The 17,526-nt window shown below is 72.6% G+C and carries 17 protein-coding genes and 1 pseudogene; 12 read left to right on the top strand and 6 right to left on the bottom strand.

Annotated elements, in window-relative coordinates; all coding sequences use genetic code 11:
* Positions 1-39: 39 nt before the first annotated feature.
* A complete protein-coding gene (locus tag AWQ68_RS36120) occupies positions 40-1,305 on the bottom strand; it encodes a CynX/NimT family MFS transporter (RefSeq protein WP_084464794.1) in 1,266 nt (421 codons plus the stop codon).
* Positions 1,302-1,991 (bottom strand): FadR/GntR family transcriptional regulator, encoded by a 690-nt coding sequence (locus AWQ68_RS36115; protein ID WP_066949896.1) that lies wholly within the window; start codon positions 1,989-1,991, stop codon positions 1,302-1,304. The genes AWQ68_RS36120 and AWQ68_RS36115 overlap by 4 nt, the downstream gene beginning before the upstream one ends.
* 169 nt (positions 1,992-2,160) lie before the next feature.
* On the opposite strand from AWQ68_RS36115, the gene AWQ68_RS36110 reads away from it, so the two are divergent.
* Both AWQ68_RS36110 and AWQ68_RS36105 read left to right on the top strand, forming a co-directional pair.
* The gene (locus tag AWQ68_RS36110) at positions 2,161-3,261 is read left to right on the top strand and encodes a MerR family transcriptional regulator (protein WP_066949894.1); all 1,101 of its coding nucleotides are present in this window, start codon (positions 2,161-2,163) and stop codon (positions 3,259-3,261) included.
* Between the two features lie 2 nt (positions 3,262-3,263).
* Positions 3,264-4,661, top strand: a complete 1,398-nt coding sequence (locus tag AWQ68_RS36105) for an MFS transporter (protein ID WP_066949893.1) — start codon at positions 3,264-3,266, stop codon at positions 4,659-4,661.
* On the opposite strand, the gene AWQ68_RS36100 is transcribed toward AWQ68_RS36105, so the two are convergent.
* On the bottom strand, positions 4,621-5,451 hold the full coding sequence (locus AWQ68_RS36100; RefSeq protein WP_066949891.1) for a maleylpyruvate isomerase family mycothiol-dependent enzyme: 831 nt from the start codon (positions 5,449-5,451) through the stop codon (positions 4,621-4,623). The two genes, AWQ68_RS36105 and AWQ68_RS36100, sit on opposite strands and share 41 nt — an antisense overlap.
* Before the next feature lie 289 nt (positions 5,452-5,740).
* Here AWQ68_RS36100 and AWQ68_RS36095 point away from each other — a divergent pair, with 289 nt between their 5' ends.
* The 4 genes and pseudogenes from AWQ68_RS36095 (at position 5,741) to AWQ68_RS46405 (ending at position 8,961) form a co-directional block, all read left to right on the top strand.
* A complete protein-coding gene (locus AWQ68_RS36095; RefSeq protein ID WP_066949889.1) occupies positions 5,741-6,088 on the top strand; it encodes an ArsR/SmtB family transcription factor in 348 nt (115 codons plus the stop codon).
* Between the two features lie 8 nt (positions 6,089-6,096).
* Positions 6,097-7,812, top strand: coding sequence for a SulP family inorganic anion transporter (locus AWQ68_RS36090; protein ID WP_066950030.1), 1,716 nt, complete (start codon positions 6,097-6,099; stop codon positions 7,810-7,812).
* A 339-nt stretch (positions 7,813-8,151) separates the two neighbouring features.
* A pseudogene (locus AWQ68_RS46410) lies at positions 8,152-8,475 on the top strand (histidine kinase dimerization/phospho-acceptor domain-containing protein); the annotation flags it as partial.
* Between the two features lie 15 nt (positions 8,476-8,490).
* Positions 8,491-8,961 (top strand): sensor histidine kinase, encoded by a 471-nt coding sequence (locus tag AWQ68_RS46405; RefSeq protein WP_444543179.1) that lies wholly within the window; start codon positions 8,491-8,493, stop codon positions 8,959-8,961.
* 18 nt (positions 8,962-8,979) lie between these two features.
* Here the strand turns inward: AWQ68_RS46405 and AWQ68_RS36080 are convergent, their stop codons facing one another.
* A complete protein-coding gene (locus AWQ68_RS36080; protein ID WP_084464793.1) occupies positions 8,980-10,833 on the bottom strand; it encodes a sensor histidine kinase in 1,854 nt (617 codons plus the stop codon).
* A 63-nt stretch (positions 10,834-10,896) separates the two neighbouring features.
* Between AWQ68_RS36080 and AWQ68_RS36075 the strand changes: the two genes are divergently transcribed.
* Positions 10,897-11,634, top strand: a complete 738-nt coding sequence (locus AWQ68_RS36075) for a response regulator transcription factor (RefSeq protein WP_444543178.1) — start codon at positions 10,897-10,899, stop codon at positions 11,632-11,634.
* A gap of 18 nt (positions 11,635-11,652) precedes the next feature.
* Here the strand turns inward: AWQ68_RS36075 and AWQ68_RS36070 are convergent, their stop codons facing one another.
* Complete coding sequence (locus AWQ68_RS36070) at positions 11,653-12,027, bottom strand: response regulator (protein WP_066950021.1); 375 nt, start codon at positions 12,025-12,027, stop codon at positions 11,653-11,655.
* Between the two features lie 447 nt (positions 12,028-12,474).
* Between AWQ68_RS36070 and AWQ68_RS36065 the strand changes: the two genes are divergently transcribed.
* The 5 genes from AWQ68_RS36065 (at position 12,475) to AWQ68_RS36045 (ending at position 15,801) form a co-directional block, all read left to right on the top strand.
* Positions 12,475-13,500, top strand: a complete 1,026-nt coding sequence (locus AWQ68_RS36065) for an alpha/beta hydrolase (protein ID WP_169809055.1) — start codon at positions 12,475-12,477, stop codon at positions 13,498-13,500.
* Positions 13,501-13,514: 14 nt separating this feature from the next.
* Positions 13,515-13,709 carry a DUF5999 family protein gene (locus AWQ68_RS36060; protein ID WP_066950018.1) on the top strand — a complete coding sequence of 65 codons (195 nt, stop codon included), beginning with the start codon at positions 13,515-13,517 and terminating at the stop codon, positions 13,707-13,709.
* Positions 13,710-13,836: 127 nt separating this feature from the next.
* Positions 13,837-14,199 carry an ATP-binding protein gene (locus AWQ68_RS36055; protein ID WP_169809054.1) on the top strand — a complete coding sequence of 121 codons (363 nt, stop codon included), beginning with the start codon at positions 13,837-13,839 and terminating at the stop codon, positions 14,197-14,199.
* A 207-nt stretch (positions 14,200-14,406) separates the two neighbouring features.
* Positions 14,407-15,399, top strand: a complete 993-nt coding sequence (locus tag AWQ68_RS36050; protein WP_218007193.1) for an NAD(P)/FAD-dependent oxidoreductase — start codon at positions 14,407-14,409, stop codon at positions 15,397-15,399.
* 69 nt (positions 15,400-15,468) lie between these two features.
* Positions 15,469-15,801: a thioredoxin family protein gene (locus tag AWQ68_RS36045; RefSeq protein ID WP_066949881.1), complete on the top strand. Its 333-nt coding sequence runs from the start codon at positions 15,469-15,471 to the stop codon at positions 15,799-15,801.
* 772 nt (positions 15,802-16,573) lie between these two features.
* On the opposite strand, the gene AWQ68_RS43145 is transcribed toward AWQ68_RS36045, so the two are convergent.
* Positions 16,574-17,065, bottom strand: coding sequence for an HNH endonuclease signature motif containing protein (locus AWQ68_RS43145; protein ID WP_066949879.1), 492 nt, complete (start codon positions 17,063-17,065; stop codon positions 16,574-16,576).
* Positions 17,066-17,526: the final 461 nt, after the last annotated feature.

Here is a 17,526-nt window from a genome sequence, read left to right as displayed (position 1 = left end):
ACGGCGCCACCGCGCCGCGAGAGGGCCCGCGTACGCCGGTCAGGCGTTCGCCGGCTCGGGGTGGGTGTAGCGGTCACGGCCCGCCCACAGAACGACGTACGTCTGCGCGAGCGCCAGCCCGGCGATGAGGACGATGACGGGGGTCCAGGAGCCGGTGCCGTCGGCGAGCCGGCCCGCGGCGATCGGGCCGGCGGCGGCGAGCAGGTAGCCCACCGACTGCGCCATGCCGGACAGCTTGGCGGTGTGCGCGAAGGTCCGGGTACGCAGGCCGATGAGGGCGAGGGCGACCACGATGGTGCTCCCCGAGCTGATCCCCGCGAGGACGACCCAGACCGGGCTCCAGCCGGGAGCCCACAGCATGCCGGCCATCGCGGCGACCATCGGCACGCTGACCAGCACGCCGGTCGCGCGCTGGTCGGAGCGGGCGCCCATGACCGCGGTCACCGCCAGCCCCGAGACGATGCCGACGGCCTGGAAGAGGAAGAGATACCAGCCGGCCGTGCTCGCCGGCACCCCGCGCGCCGTCTCCATCGTGGGCAGCCAGTTGACCAGCAGATAGAACGTCGTGGACTGCAGGCCCATGAAGAACGTCACCTGCCAGGCGACGGCCGACCTCCAGACCGGCTTCTCCCGCACAGCGGAGACGGTGGGCGCGGCCGTCCCGGCGGCCGCCGCGCGGGAGCGCGTGCCGCGCATCCGCAGCGCCCAGACCCCGGCGGCCAGCAGCGCGGGGACGGCCCACACCGCGAGCGACCACCGCCAGCCGTTCCCGGTCGCGGCGGCGATCGGGACGGCGACGCCCGACGCGAGCGCCGCGAAGCCGGTCATCACGGACGTGTAGACGCCGGTGACCCGCGAGACCGCGCCGGGATGGTCGCGTTTGACGATCGAGGGGACGAGCACGTTGCCGACCGCGATCGACGCGCCCGCCACGGCGGCTCCGCACCACAGCCAGGCGTTGCCCGGCAGCGACCGTACGGCGATGCCGGCGGCCAGCGCGACCATCGCCCACAGGACCACGCGTTCGGCCCCGAACCGGCTGCCGGGCCCGTGGACGAAGGGGGACAGGGCGGCGAACGCGAGCAGCGGCAGCGCGCCGAGGGCGCCGAGGGCGGTGGTGCCGAGGCCGGTGTCGGCGCCGATCAGGTCCAGGACCGGGCCGACGGAGGTCAGCGCCGGACGCAGGCAGCCGGCCACGAGCAGGACGGCCAGCAGTTTCACCGCCGGGTGCGCCGCGCCGCGCGTGTCGCCGACGGTGCGCGGGGTCGCGGACGTGGTCGACGCGGCGGTGGGCCGGGTCGTCACGACGGCTCTCCCGACACGGCGCTGAGGAACCCGACCTCCCGGAACAGCTCGGCGGCGCAGGCGTGCGCCCGCTCGGCGTCGCCCGCCTCGACGGCGTCCGCGAGCGCCTCGTGCAGCCCGCCCAACTGGGGGTCCTCGGGGAGCGACGTGGTCCGCCGGATGGAGGCGACCATGCTCTCGTTGACCGCCTCGTACAGGCGCAGCAGCAGCGGGTTGCCGCTGGCGCGGATCAGGGTGCGATGGAAGGCCGCGTCCGCCTCGACGTAGGCGTCCACGTCCCGGGCGGCGTCGGCCGCGGCGCGGTCGGCGAGGGCGCGGCGTAGCGCGCGGATGTCCTCCTCGGTGCGGTGGCGGGCGGCCCGCACACCGGCGGCGGTCTCCAGGACGGAGCGGACGTCCAGGATGTCCTCCAGGTCGCCGCCGCGGCGGTCGCGGGTGAGGATGGCGGCCAGCTCGTCCCTGGTGCGTACGTACGTGCCGTCGCCGACGCGCGGCTCCAGCAGGCCCGCCACGCTCAGCGCGCGCAGGGCCTCCCGCACAGTGCCTCGGCTGACGCCGAGCTCGGAGGCGAGCTGGTTCTCGCCCGGGATCCGGGTGCCCACCGGCCAGGTCCCGTCGTCGATCATCCGCCGGAACTGCTCGCAGAGTTGTATGACCAGCGGTTCTTGCCGTACCGGCGACGTCATCCGCGACACTGACCCTCCCCATGTATGTAGATGTCGGACATTTGCACTAATCCTAGCCGATGTCAAGAGCGTCGGCCGGGCCGGGAACACGGCGGCGTGTTGACCTTCCCCCTGGGTGAAGCAGCAGCATCGTCCGTACCGGCCACCGTGGCCGGGACGAGGAGGAGCGGTGCGGCTGCTGACGATCGGAGCGTTCGCCCGGGCGACCCGGCTGTCGCCGAAGGCGTTGCGGCTGTATGACGAACTCGGGTTGCTACGGCCGGCCGCGGTGGACGGAGAGTCCGGATACCGGTTCTACGATCCGACGCAACTGGAGCGGGCCCGGCTGATCGCCTGGCTGCGGCGGCTGGGCATGCCGTTGGCCCGGATCCGGCAGGTGTGCGACCTGCCGGCGAGCGCGGCGGCCGAAGAGATCGCCGGCTACTGGGAGCAGGTGCTGGCCGAAACCGCCGCCCGCGGGCAGTTGGCCACGTTCCTCATCGACTACCTGTCGGGAAGAGGAAGCACCGTGGAAGAGACGGCGACCGTACTGGGGATCCGCTACGCCGCCCGGTCAGAGTCGGGACTGGTGCGCACGAGCAACGAAGACACCGCGTACGCCGGTCCCCGGTTGCTGGCGGTGGCCGACGGGGTCCGCGGCCCGGCCGGGGACCTCGCGAGTGCGGCGGCCGTCGACGCGCTCAAACCGCTGGAGACCATGGCCGTCCCGGCCGAGGACCTGCTCGGCGCTCTCTCCGACGCGGTCCGTGAAGCCGACCGGGCGATCGGGGAGATCGCCGCGTCGACGCCGTCGGGCGAGGCGGTCACCACGTTGACCGCACTGCTGTGGTCGGGTTCCCGGCTGGCGCTGGTGCACATCGGTGACACCCGGGCCTACCTCGTACGTGATGGGGAGCTGTTCCAGATCACCCATGACCACACCTACGTCCAGTCGCTGGTCGACGAGGGCCGGCTGACCCCGGAGGAAGCGGCCTCGCATCCGCGACGCGCGCTGCTCGCGCGAGCGCTGACCGGCACGGGCGGGGCCCGGCCGCACCTGTCGCTGCACGAGGCCGCGGCCGGTGACCGGTACCTGCTGTGCTCCGACGGGCTGTCCACCGTCGTCCCCGCCGAGTCGCTGCGCGAGGTTCTGACCGGGCCCGGCGCACCCCAGGAGGTGCTCGACGAACTGGTCGCGCACGCCTACGCCGCCGGCGCCCCCGACAACATCGCCTGCGTCGTCGCCGACGTGGTGAGCCTGGAGACACCGGCCGCGGGCGCCGGGCTGTGACCATGTCAGGGGTCCGATCGTTCGGCGCCTACGCGGTCGACCGCCGCCCACTGGCCGTCGCGGCGTACCGGCGACTGTGGGCGGCATCGGCGGTCTGCGCGGTGGGCGGTTCCTTCAGCGTGGTCGCCGTGCCGACGCAGCTGTACGCGATGACCGGATCCTCGGCGACGGTGGGCGCGGCGGCGGCGGTGTCGTTCGTCGCGCTGGTCGTTGCGGCGCTGGGGATCGGCGCGGTCGCCGATGTCATGGACCGGCGGAGAGTGCTACTGGCGGCCCACTGCGGCCTCGCGTTCACGTACGCGGCCTTGTGGATCCAAGCCGTGCTGGGCGGGCGCTCCGTCCCGGTCCTGATGGTGTTGGTCGCCTGCCAGGGCCTGTCCTTCGCGGCGATCATGACCACGATGGGCGCCGTGGTGCCCCGCCTCGTCCCCGTTGAGCTTCTCCCGGCGGCGAACGGCCTCAGCTCGCTGACCCGCTACGCCGGGTCGATCCTCGGACCGGTGGTGGCCGGGGTCTTGATCCCGATTGTCGGGCTCGGCGCGCTGTACCTGTTCGATGCCGTCGCACTGCTGGCCGTTGTGTGGGCGGTCGTCAAGCTGCCGCCGCTGCCGCCGCACCCGGCCGGATCACCGAACGATCCGGCCGTACAGTGCCGACGGCGTCGCCCCACGATCGGCCAGGTGGTGGCCGGTTTCCGGTACCTGGCGGCCGGCCGGCTGCTGGTGGCGGTGCTCGCGGTGGACCTCGCGGCGATGGTCTTCGGTATGCCGGTGGCCGTGTTTCCGGAACTCGCCCACCACACCTACGGCGGCGCCGCCGGAGGCGGCGTGGAGTTGGGACTGCTCTACGCCGCCTATCCGGCCGGGGTCGTCACAGCCGGGCTGTTGTCGGGCACGTTCACGCGCGCCCGACGTCACGGAGCGCTCATGGCGGCGGCCGCCGCCGCGTGGGGCCTCACCGTCGTGTTCCTCGGACTGGCCGCACAGCTGTGGGTCGCACTGGTAGCGCTCGTCCTCGGCGGTGCGGTCAACTTCGTGCTGAGCACCTTCCGCAACGCCATCACACAGGCACACACCCACGACGCCATGCGCGGCCGGATCCAGGGATCGCTCACCGTGGTCCTCGTCGGAGGCCCGAACATCGCGAACCTGCTGCATGGGGCCGCCGCGTCACTCCTCGGTCCCCGAGTGGTGATCTGCGCCGGTGGGCTGCTCACGACAGTGACCGTGGCGGCGATCGCATGGGCAGTGCCAGAGCTGCGGAACCACACCGCTGGGTCCACCTCCGACCCACCGAGACCCGCTGTCCCGGCACGGCAGCGCGAACCGCGGTCCCGGCGGCACTTCGGCCATCGCCGTTCTACGCGACGACCGCGAGCAGGGTCGTCATGGCGGCGGTGAGCTCCGGGTCGCCGCTCGACTCTGCGCGCCGACGGGCCTCCTCGACGGTGATGCCCCTGGTCGCGAGCCGCCAGAAGGTGTCCTGGTTCATCGAGACGCGCGCCGCCGGCTCATCTGCCGGCGTCGCCATCCGCCACCGGCCACCCTGCCACACCGTGCTCCATCGGCCCCCCGCCGGTCCGAGCACCTCCAGGTGCGCGGCTGTGCCCTCTGGGCGGTCGTGCCTTCGCAGGGCGTACGGCAAGGCGCGGGCGAAGACATCCAGGACGGGTGCCATGAGTTCCGGATCGGTCGCGCCGGGACGGGCGACGGCGTCGCGCACCTGCTGCTGGTGGACCCAGAATTCGGTGTATTCGCGTCCGATGTCCAGCCAGGCGGGGCTGTCGACGTCCTCCGCTGCCCATGACACGTTCAGGTAGGCGGGCGCCTCCGGATCGTGTGCCGCCCAGACGGCGTCCAGGCGCGGTCCAAGGTGCTCCAGCAGGTCGATCAGCAGCCGTGGGCTGAGCTGGCGGGTCGCCCGGACGAACTCCTCGTTGACACGCGCGAGATAGGCGGGAAGCGTCTCATCGTCTCCGAAGACGGCGCCGCCATACCCGTCCCGACTGCCGGACAGGCGCCGCATGTAGTCGTTGAGCACATGGCCGGCGACGTCGTGCACATCCCAGCCCGGGCAGACCGTCGGCCTGGCCCAGTCGGCCGGGTCGAGGGCGCGCAGCAGGTCGAGCATGGCCCGCCGCTCGCGCGGGAACAGGGGTCGCACGTCGATGGCCGAGCCGAAGATCGTCATCACATCACCCTATTGAGCGCCGTACGCGGCTGGCATCCGATATCGCGGGGCGAGCTTCCGTTGTCGCCGTGCCCCTGCTCGTGGGGCGGGCGGTGCTCAGATGTATCGTAATTGCGAAACTGCGCAATTGCATTGTGTTGCTTATGCGATGACGGGACCACGGGAGTGACGTGAACAGGGCATTCGCCGGCGCGGCCGGCCAGGAGCCGCCGGCGAGGAGACAGGGTGCGGCCCGGCCGCGCCCCGGCAGGGACGGCGACGCGGGGCCGGACGGAAAGGCGGACGTGTGATGTCGGTGCCGCTGTACGAGGCCAAGGCGGAGCTGTTCCGGCTGCTGGGCCACCCGGTGCGGATCCGGGTGCTGGAGTTGCTCCAGGACGGGCCGATGTCGGTGCGCGAGCTGCTCGCCGCCATCGAGGTGGAGCCGACCGGGCTGTCGCAGCACCTGGCCGTGCTGCGCCGTTCGAGCATGGTCACCGCGCAGCGCGAGGGCAACACCATGGTGTACGCCCTGGCCGGCGGGCGGGTGGCCGAGCTGCTGCGCGCTGCCCGCGTCCTCCTCACCGAGAAGCTGACGGGACAGAACGAGCTGCTCAGCGAGCTGCTGGCGGACGAAGCGAACAGCGGCGCCTCGTGAGCACGCTGATGTCGGCGGGCCGGGCCCGCCTGCGCTCGCTGCTGCCAGAGCGGGCCGAGATCGCCGCCTACGCCCGCCGTCCGCGCCGCGACCTGCTGGCCGGGCTGACCGTGGCGATCGTGGCGCTGCCGCTGGCGCTCGGGTTCGGCATCTCGTCCGGGCTGGGAGCGGCCGCCGGGCTGGCCACGGCGGTGGTCGCGGGAGCGATCGCCGCGGTCTTCGGCGGCTCGGGGCTGCAGGTGTCCGGACCGACCGGTGCGATGACGGTCGTGCTGGTGCCGATCATGCACGCGCACGGCGCCTCCGGCGTGCTGACGGTCGGCGTGCTGGCCGGGCTGCTGCTGATCGCGCTGGCGCTGGCGCGCGCGGGCAAGTACATGGCGTTGGTCCCGGCCCCGGTGGTGGAGGGGTTCACCCTCGGCATCGCCTGCGTGATCGGCTTGCAGCAGATCCCCGGTGCGCTCGGCGTGCCCGCCTCCCACAGCGACAAGGTCACCGCGGTGGCCTGGCAGGCCGCTCGTGACTTCCTCGCCCACCCGAACTGGTGGCCTCCGGCGATCGCCGGCGCCGTGGCCACGCTGATGCTCGCGGGCGCGCGGCTGCGCCCGACCGTGCCCTTCTCCCTGCTGGCCGTGGCCGCCGCCACCCTGGCCGCCGAGCTGGCCGGCCTGGACGTGCCCCGCATCGGCGAGCTGCCCGCCGGCCTGCCCGCGCCGTCCCTGGCGTTTCTCGACGTCTCCGCCCTCGGCTCGCTGATCGCCCCCGCCGTCGCCGTGGCCGCGCTGGCCGCACTGGAGTCACTGCTGTCGGCCGCCGTCGCGGACGGCATGAGCGTCAACCACAAGCACGACCCCGACCGGGAGCTGTTCGGACAGGGCCTGGCCAACCTCGTCACGCCGCTGTTCGGCGGTGTGCCCGCCACCGGCGCCATCGCCCGTACGGCGGTGAACGTCCGGTCCGGGGCCCAGTCGCGCCTGGCCGCGCTGGCCCACGCCGCGATCCTCGCGGTGATCGTGTTCACCGCCTCCGGGCTGGTCGCCAAGATCCCGCTGGCCGCGCTGGCCGGTGTGCTGCTGGCCACCGCCTTCCGTATGGTCGAGGCAGGCTCGGTCAAGGCGATGCTGCGCTCCACCCGCGGCGACGCCGTCGTCCTGGTGCTGACCGCGCTGGCCACCGTCGCGCTCGACCTGGTCCAGGCCGTCGTCCTCGGCCTGATCGTGGCCGGGGCGCTCGCGCTCCGGGCCATCGCGCGGGACGTCCGCCTGGACGCCATGCCGCTGCGCCCCGACCTGCCCGGCGACCACACCGACGAGGAGCACGCCCTGCTCGCCGAGCACATCGTCGCCTACCGCCTGGACGGGCCGCTGTTCTTCGCCGCCGCCCACCGTTTCCTGCTGCAGCTCTCCAACGTCGCCGACGTGTCCGTGGTCATCCTGCGCATGTCCCGGGTCACCGCCATCGACGCCAGCGGTGCCCTCGTCCTCGGCGACGCCGTCACCCGGCTGCGACGGCGCGGCATCACCGTCTACATCTCCGGCATCAGGGACGGCCACCACCAGCCCCTGCACGCGCTGGGGGTGATCGCCGACCTCGACCGGGCCGGCCACGTCTTCGCCACCACGCCCGAGGCCATCGCCGCCGCCCGCGACCACCTCCACCGGACCGGCGTGCTGCCCGCCCCGAACACACGGCCCGTCCCGGCGCACGGGACGGACGAGCCGTAGGCCCGCGAAGCGGCTAGGCCGGCCCGCGTCGTTCGCGCGCGGCGGTCCCGGCATACCGGCTGGCGGTAATGCCGGGAACCCGGCTGGCATGGGGGCGGAAATGGTGGCTGCCCGCACAGACAGCGCGGCGACGGGACGTCATCGTTGAAGAAAGGCACCCTCGGCTCTCCGGACCCCGGACGAGCGGGGCCGGACGAGCGGACGAACAGGCCCGGATGAACAGGCCCGGATGAGCAGGCCCGGATGAGCGGGCGGACGGGCCTCGCAGCGCGAACCGATGGAACCGCCGGTTCGACACGGTCCGGACGGTGCCGCTCTTGGACGTGACAAGGATTCTGGATGAGCGTCATGTGTCAGTGCGACCCGAGACCCGTCCCCGTCGACGGCACGAAGGGCACGTCGGTGGCCGCTCCGGCCCAGGCCGTGAACGGCGCGATGCCGGACGAGGCGGAGAGCCCCCGGAACCGGATGGACCGGATGCTCGCCCAGCAGCGGCAGTTCGTGTCCGACGCCGCGCATGAGCTGCTCACCCCGATCGCGGGCCTCCGTACGCAGCTCGAGGAGGCCCAGCTTCACCCCGACACGACGGAGCTGGACAAGCTCCTCGGCCGCGCGTTGCGGGACGTGGACCGCCTCCAGGCGATCGTCTCCGACCTCCTCGTGCTGGCCAAGGTCGGGATGCGGGCGTCCGGTGAGACGGCCCGGGTGGATCTGGCGGAGCTGGTCGAGAGCGAGATCGCCACGCGCGCCGACCCGCTGCCGGTGCTGCCGCGGCTCACGCCGGGAACGACGGTCGAGGTCGTCTGCCGCGAGATCCGGCGACTCGTCGCCAATCTCCTGGACAACGCGCAGCGGCACGGCAAGCACGTGCTCCAGGTCGACGTGCGCGAGGCCGGCGGCCACGCCGAGCTGGTCGTGGCCGACGACGGCTGCGGCATCCCCCCGGCCGAGCGTGAATGGGTCTTCGAACGGTTCGCCCGGCTGGACACGGCCCGCAGCCGGAGCCACGGGGGCGCCGGTCTCGGCCTCGCCATCGTCCGCGACATCGCCGAGGCCCACGGCGGGACCGTCACGGTGGAGGAGTCGGCGGCGGGCGGCGCGCGCTTCGTCGTCCGCCTGCCACTCGCCGACCGTCCCGACGTCCCTTGAACATGGGCTCGACGGCCGTCAGCCGCTGTTGTCGAGGGGGATCGTCGCTATCAGCGTGGTGCCCTGACCGGAGGGGCTGACGATCTCCAGCGTGCCGTCGAGCGCCTGGACGCGGTCGCTCAGGCCGATGAGCCCGGAGCCGACGCGGGTGTCCGCTCCGCCGACCCCGTCGTCGCGGACCGAGATCCTGATGCGCGCGTCGTCCGCGTCCACCTCGACCCGGGCCATGGACGCCTGGGCGTGCTTGGCCACGTTCGTCAGCGCCTCCGACACCACGAAGTAGGCGGCCACCTCGACCCGCTCCGGCAGCCGCCGGTCGGCATGTACGTCGAGCTCGACCGGGACGGGGGAGCGGCGCGCGAGCATCTTCAACGCGGGCCCCAGGCCCCCCTTGGACAGGATCGCCGGGTGGATGCCCCGGGACAGCTCCCGCAGGTCCTCCAGCACGAGGGTCAGCCCCTCGACGGCGTGGGACAGCTGCTGTCTCAGCTCCACCAGCTCCTCCGGCACACCGGACTCCATGGTCCGCAGTTCCAGCCCGAGCGAGACGAGACGTTGCTGGGCCCCGTCGTGCAGGTCGCGTTCGATGCGGTGCCGGGTCTCGTCGGAGGCCGCGACGACGCGGGCGCGGGAGGCGGCAAGCTCGTCGCGGGCCTGGGCGTTGGAGATCGCGGTCGCGATGAGCTCGGTGAACTCGAGCGTGTGCTGCTCGTCCGCGTGCGACGGGGGTTCCGGGGCGCGGAAGAGGGTGACCATGACGCCCCACAGCCGCGCCTCGACGACGATGGGGCTGCCGACCGCGGAGACGATCCGCTGCGTGTGGGCCCACTCGGCCAGCTCCCCGGTCGCGGCCTCGTACCCCATCACCCGGCCCGGACGCCGGGTCCTCCGTATCAGGTCGGCGATGCTGTGCTCCCTGACCGGCCAGCGCGACCCCACGGGCGGCATCGAGGCGGAGCCCTCCTTGCTCCACCAGCTCACGATGACGACCGTGTCATCGGGCTCGTAGCGTTCGATCACCGTGTAGTCCGCACGCAGGAGGAGGCCGGCCTCGCAGGCGACGGCGTCGAGGATGCCCGACGGCGGGACTCCGCGTGCGACCAGCGTCGCGACCCGGCGCAGCGCGGCCTGCACGTCGGCGATCCGGCGTAGTTGGTCGCGGCTCGTCTCCAGCGCCTGGCTGATCGCCTCGCGGTCGCGGGCCGCGTGCAGGAGCGCCTCGAGGGACGGCACGACACGCTCGCGCAGGCGGCGCATGGTCGTGTCCGGCAGGCCGGTGGGGACGAGGAGCGTGCCGAGCCTGGTGGTGCCTTCGACCAGCGGCAGCGCCGTGCGCTCCTCGTCGCCCGGGACCGCGTCGGCCTCGATCGTCAGGAACGGCAGGCCGAGCCCCTTGGCCAGGCGCTGGGAGGCGGCCGGCAGCGCCGAGCGCACACGCTCGGTGCGCAGGAGGAGCCGGGACATCTTGGCGTCGGTGTCGGCCTCGCGGCGCCGATTGTCCGCCTCGATGACGAGGGAGCGGATCAGCGCCGCGGCCCAGCCGGCCAGCAGGGCGACGACGATGAAGATGAGGAGCGCGATCCACGACCAGCTGGTGAAGAGCGTGATCGTGTGCTCAGGTGGAAGGTGGAAGTAATCGAACGCGAAGCCGCTGACCACGGCGGTGACGATTCCCAGCCGCAGCCCCCAGACGTACGAGACCACGAGAACGCCGAGTAGGTAAACTATCCCCAGGGAACTGCCCGGCGCCCACCTCTCCAGCGGGTCGGTCAGGAAGGTCTCCGCCGCTACGAACAAGGCGCTGACGATGATGCCCCACAGGACGGGCAGGCGCGTCGGGCGTAGCAGCAACGACATCAGCCGCGCGCGCATGCCTCCACTTTACTCCGAACGGAACCGGAGGCACGTTCGACGCTGACGCAGCTCAGAGCGCCCGTGGCCGGCCGGTACGGCGCGGCGTTCCGTCCACTGCGTCCCGCGGGCGCGGCCGACCACGGAAATGGCGGCGATGCGGTGGACGAGGACCGGACACGGGTGGTCCTGGCGGACGACGACGTCCTGTTGCGGGAGGGGCTGGCGAGCCTCCTGGAGAGGTCGGGGTTCGAGGTCGTCGGTCAGGCGGGGAACGCCGACGAGTTGCTCGCCCTGGTGCGCGAACGCCGCCCGGTGCTGGCCGTCGTCGACATCCGGATGCCCCCCACGCACACGACCGAGGGGCTCGACGCCGCCCGCGTGATCCGCGAGGAGTTCCCCGAGACGGGCGTCCTCATGCTGTCGGCGCACGTCGAGGTCGACCAGGCCATGGAGCTGCTCGCCGCCGGGCACCGGGTGGGCTATCTGCTCAAGAGCCGGGTCACCGACGTGGCCGACTTCGTCGAGACGCTCGAACGGATCGCCCACGGAGGCTCGGTCGTCGATCCCGCCCTGGTGACGGAGCTCATCACCGCGCGGCGCAGGCACGACCCGCTGGAGTTGCTGACCGACCGCGAGCGCGAGGTGCTCGCCCTGATGGCGGAGGGGCGTTCCAACGCCGGGATCGCGCACAAGCTCTGGATCACCGAGGGCACCGTCGAGAAGCACGTGCGCAGCATCATGTCCCGGATGCGCTTGCCGGAGACGGAGGACGACCACCGCCGTGTCCTCGCGGTGCTCGCCTTCCTTGAGTCGCGGTAGCACCGGGAGTCCCCGGGGTCACGCCCCTTCGCCGACGGCCGCGCGCAGGATCGAGCCGATCGCCCAGCCCGACAGGTTCGGCTTCGGGAGGAACGCGACAGCCGGGCTGGCCGCGATCATCTCCGCGAAATCCCCTTCGTCGTACGTCGAGATCAGGATGACGTACGGCGGACCGCCGGCCGTCGCGTCGGTGAGCAGCCGGGCCAGATCGAACCCGCTCTCCTCGCCGAGGTCGATGTCGACCAGCACGCAGTCCGGCCGGAACTCGCCGGCCTGGCGCAGCGCTTCGGCTGAGGTGGACGCGACGCCGACCACGACGACGCCGTCCGCTTCGAGCAGTCGGCGGGCGGCCTCCTTGAAGTGATCGCTGTCGTCCACGATGAGGCAACTCAACGACACACCTCCAGGGTGGCAGCCGGTCGCCGCCCCGTCATTGCAGCTACCAGGAATGCCGGGATGGCCGCAGGCATGCCCGCAAGATGGCGGCTGCCAGCGCAGACGGCCGGGACCTACGGCGCGATTGTGGGAGTCGAAAGCAGGCCATCGATGACGTCGCCCAGCGACCCGACCGGCAAGCGAAGGGAGGCGGCAATGCTCAGCGATCGCCTTCACGGACCGTCGTCGGACACGTACGACCCCACCACCATCCGCGGGCTCGGCCCCCGGGCGGCGGACGGGATCGACATCGGGCGCCGGGACGACGCCTACGCGGAGCCGGATGCCATGTCGGACGCAATGTCGAATCCAGCAGTGCCGAATCCAGCAGTGCCGAATCCAGTGCCGAATCCAGTGCCGAGTGCGGTACCGAATGCGGTGCCGGATGGCGCCCTGCCGAATGTCGTGCCTGACGGCCCCCTGACGGACGCCCTGACCTCTGCCCTGGCCGAGGTGCTGCCGGACGCACCGCGGGACGGCGGGACCGACGTTCCGGCCGCCCGCACGGTGTGCACCGTCGCGGCCGACGACGGCCTGGAGCTGTACGTGGAGGTCGGCGGCCGGGCCGACGCCGAGCTGACCATGGTCTTCTGCCACGGTCTGGCGCTCCACCTTGACTGCTGGAGCGACCAGCGGATCGCGTTCGCCGACCAGGCCCGGCTCGTTCTGTACGATCAGCGCGGGCACGGCCGGTCGGGCCGCGGCCCCGCCGGATCGGCGACCATCGCGCAGCTCGGCCGGGACCTGTACCGGGTCCTGGAAGAGATCGTCCCGTCCGGGCCGGTGGTCCTGGTCGGGCACTCGATGGGCGGCATGGCGATCATGGCCCTGGCCGAGGCGCACCCGGACCTGTTCCTGGACCGCGTCGCGGGGGTCGCGCTGCTGGCGACCTCGGCGGGCGGGCTGGACCACGTCACGCTGGGCCTGCCCGCGTACGGCGCGCGGCTGCTGCAGCCGTTCGTCCCCGGACTGCTCAAGGTGCTGGCGGGGACGTCGATCATGGGCGGGCACGGGTACCGCGCCGTCGCCGACCTCCTGCACCTGCTGGTGCGGCGGTACTCGTTCGCGTCGAACGTGTCGCCCGCGGTGTGGGCGGCCGCCGTCCGGATCATCGACTCCACTCCGATCGAGGTGATCGGGGACTTCTACGCGACGCTGCTGGCACACGACGGGCGGGCCGCCCTGGCGGTGCTGCGGAACGTGCCCACGCTGGTCCTGGTCGGCGGGGACGACATGGTCACCCCGGTCGCGCACAGCGAGGCGATCGCGTACACGCTGCCGGGCGCCGATCTCGTCGTCCTCCCGCGTACCGGCCACAACCTGATGCTCGAAAGGCCGCGCACCGTCAACTCCTCGCTCGGGGAGTTGCTGCGCCGGGTCGCCCGGCCGTCGGCCTTCCACGAACTCTCCGGCTTCTCCGGCATCGGATGAGCGAGGTGACCGTCATGTGCCTGCATAACCCGCCGTGTCCGTCCGCGGACGCTCCGGATCACTGCGCCGCCTGTCTCGTGGCCTTCCACCCCGAGCAGGGCTGGGGTCTGCTCTGCAACGGCGTCGTGGTCTTCGAGGACACCGGCGAGCTGCTGCCCGACGGGCGCAGCGTTCCCGTACACAGGGTTTCCTATGCTCAGGCCGCGTGATCGCGTGCGGCCGCCGGCCCACTGCGGACACGGCGCGTACGCCGGACCCGCCGGACCCGCCGCTGAAGCCGCCCACGTCGCCACGGTGACGTGTGACAGGCGCGCCTCGTGGACCCTCCCGCGCGACGTGTCCTCGACACCCGCCGTGCGGCGACTCGTCCGCGCCCAGCTCACCGCCTGGGGGTACGGCGAGCACATCGAGCCCGCGGAACTCCTCGTGAGCGAGCTGGTCACCAACGCGCTGCGCCACGGCTCGGGAGAGCCGGTCGTCACACTCTCGGCCTGGGACGGCGTCCTGCGCGCCGAGGTCGCCGACGCCGGCTCCGTGCTCCCCCAGGTGCGGCACATGTCCGAGGAGGAGGAGTGCGGACGCGGGCTGCTCCTCGTCGAGGCCCTGTCCCGCGACTGGGGCGTCGAGCATACGGGCGAGGGTAAGGCCGTCTGGTTCGAGCTGGACGCCCGAGACCGGACAGCTGAGCAGCTGGGATAGGAGCCACGATGCGGCGGATCAGGAAGGCCAAGGGCAGAAAGTCCACCATGGCCCCGCTGGACCTGCGAACGCCCGGCGGGCGGCGGCTGCCGTACTGAGGCGGGCCGGCACGACGGCGTTCCCAGAATCGGCAACAAAGGTTGGCACTTTAGGCCCGGCAGCCGCAGCCTACGGGCGGAGGTGGTCGCCGTGAGCGATACGAACAACGTGGCAACGAACGATTTCGGATACGACGTGGTGGTGGTCGGCGCGGGCGCGGCCGGCCTGAGCGCGGCCTTGGTGCTCGCCCGGGCTCGCCGCCGGGTGGCGGTGGTGGACGCCGGGAGTCCGCGCAACGCCCCGGCCTCCCACATGCAGGGCTTCCTGTCCCGGGACGGGATGCCTCCGGCGGCCCTGCTGGAGGTGGGCCGGACCGAGCTGGCCGGGTACGGCGTGGACGTGATCGAGGGCCGGGTCGACCACATCGAGCACGGTTTCCAGGTGCACCTGGCCGGCGGCCCGGCGCTCCCCGCCCGGCGGGTCGTGGTGGCCACCGGGCTGCGCGACGAGCTGCCGGACATCCCCGGAGTGCGTGAGCGGTGGGGCAGGGACGTGCTGCACTGCCCGTACTGCCACGGCTACGAGGTCGGCGACGAGCCGATCGGAGTGCTGGGCACCCACCCGGAAGCGGTGCGGCACGCGCTGCTGTTGCGGCAGTGGTCGGCCGACATCGTCTTCTTCCCGCACACCATGGACGTGACAGGTGAGGAGCGCGAGCGGCTGGCCGCGCGCGGGGTGCGGGTCATCGACGGCCTGGTCAAGCGGCTGGTGGTGGACGACGACCGGCTGCGCGGGGTCGAGCTGGCCGAGGGCAGCGTGGTGCCGCGCGGCGCGGTGTTCCTCTTCCCGCGCATGGTGCCCCACGACGACCTGCTGACCGGCCTCGGCTGCGCCCGGGACGAGAGCGGCTGGCCGATCACCGACCCGTCGGGCCGTACGAGCGTTCCCGGCGTGTGGGCGGTGGGCAATGTCGCCGACCGCCGGGCGCAGGTGATCACCGCGGCCGGCATGGCCTCGGCGGCCGCGATCGCCGTCAACAACAGCCTGGTGGAGGAGGAGATCGCCCGGGACGTCGCGAACCACCGCGTCGCGGATGCGGCGTCCCCGGCCCTCCCTCGGCCGCTCGCCGACGTCGTCGCGCTCGGCGGACAGACGGGCTGAGCCCCCGCCCCGCCGTCACACCGTGGCGGCGACAACCCCATCCGTACCTCGGACAAGGAGATTCCCCGCATGCCCGCGACCCCCGTGGACAGCGTCACCGAAGAGACCTTCTCCGCCCGCGTGCTGCGGGCGGAGCGGCCCGTCCTGATCCAGTTCTGGGCCCTGTGGTGCCATCCGTGCCGCATGGTCACCCCGATCGTGGAGGAGCTGGCCGCCGATCGTGCGGACACGCTCGACGTGGTCAAGGTCGACATCGAGCAGGAGCCCGAACTGGCGGCCCGGCACGGCGTCACCGCCGTCCCCGCATTCGTCGTCTACTCCGGCGGCGAGACCAGGGGATCGTGGGTCGGCGCCGCGCCCAAGCGGGCGCTGGAGCAGAAACTCGACGCCTGCCTGCGCTGACCCCTCGCCGGCCCCGGCCCCCTCACGGGGCCGGGGCCGGCGTATGTCCGGCCCGGCCAACCGGTCACGACCGGCAGCGTCCGGCAGCCGTAGCTGAGGAACGAGGGATGGAGCCGGCTCCGCCGGGGGACGGCGAGGGCGAGGCCGGGCAGGCGGTCGAAGAGAGTCGCCAGCGCCACCTCGGACTCCAGCCCGCGCCGGCGGCGCTCCCAGGCAGTAATGGACGCCGTGTCCGAAGGACAGCGGCCCGGAAGCGGGCGGCCTCGGCCTGGATGTCGTGCCCGTGACGTCCAGGCGGATGGGGGGCCATGGTGCTGCCTTCAAAGAGTTTCGCGAACGGGGGCAAACCGGCGCGGTCCCCTGAGCGGATCACTGTCGTCCGGGCCGGGGGAGGCGCGGCACGCCGCCGAGCGGGTTCACGACGGGGCCCGCGCCGATCCGCGGCGCGCACTGTTTGAGTATCCGCCGGCGGCGGACAGGCCGTGATCACGTCAGATGTGATCACGCTTTGGGCCACCCACGACACGTTCGGCGGCCTCCCCGCGCGAGCACGACGCCCCCTTCCGCTTCCGGCTTCGTATGGATCGAGATCGTTGCCCCAGCGCAGCCAGCGCCAGGCCGAGCGCGTGGCCGGCGGCGCTTGCCGGGAGCAATCATCGGGCCGCGCTGGTGACCGTGCTCAGGTGCTTCGTCTCACCGGCGTCCGGCGACAACCGCCGAAGCGCGGGGGTGGGCGGGGAGGCGTCGCCGCTCACCACGGCCGTGCGAGGTCTCACCTCCGCTTGTTCCGGGGGCCGAGGTAGGTGAAGCCCCAGCGGTTCTTGCCGACGCGGTGGAGCCGGTAGTGCTCGGGATTCCGGTAGCGGTCGCGGTTGTGGAACTGGCAGGTGGGGCCGAGGTTGTTCAGGTCGGTGGCGCCGCCGTCGGACCAGTTGGTGATGTGGTCGATCTGGCAGAGGTGGGCGGGCATGGGGCAGTGGTCGACCATGCATCGGGTGTAGCGGGCGAGGATGGCGCGGCGTTGCCGTCGGGTGGCGCGGCGGGCGGTGCGTCCCACGTCGAGGACGCATCCGTCGGCGTCCATGACCAGGCGGGTGAGGCCGGAGGTCTGGGCGAGCCGGTGGATGTCGGTGACGGGGAGGAACTGTCCGGTGGCCAGCAGCAGCCCGGGCAGCGTGCGTCCCGAGACGAGCCCGCCGGGCGTCGCCCAGTCCGCACCGCATCCATGTCGCTGTCCCCGTCCCGGTCTCCGCTGCTCCGCCACAGCGCCTTTGTTGTCGCCGGCGCCCCGCCCCGACGCCCCGCGTTCCGGTGAGCCGGACGCGTCGGCCGACGAAGAGGCGGACGCCTCACCGCTCGTGAAGGTGGACGTTGCGGCTGGCGAACGGTCGGATGTCTTGGAGCGCGCGGGATCGGATGCATCGCCTTGGGGAGGAGTGGCCGTTCCGGCCGGAGTGGAGTCGAACACCTCACTGCGCGAAGGGCCGGATGTCTTCGAGTGCCCAGAGGCCGATGCCTTGGAGCGCGCGAGATCGGACGCTTCGGATCGCGTCGGGTCGGGCGTCTTGGCTGGCGAGCGGCCGGTTGTCGTGGGGCATGCGGGATCGGACGCCTCGGGACGCGAAGGAGTAGACGTCCCGGCCAGTGTGGAGTCGAACACCTCACTGGACGAAGGGCCAGACGTCTCGCTGGGCGAGGGGGCGGGTGGGTCGTCGGGGAGGGATT

This window comes from Microtetraspora fusca (assembly GCF_001570365.1).
Taxonomy (GTDB): domain Bacteria; phylum Actinomycetota; class Actinomycetes; order Streptosporangiales; family Streptosporangiaceae; genus Microtetraspora; species Microtetraspora fusca.
The sequence above is the reverse complement of the archived record's forward strand: the minus strand, read 5'-3'. Positions and strand labels throughout refer to the sequence as shown.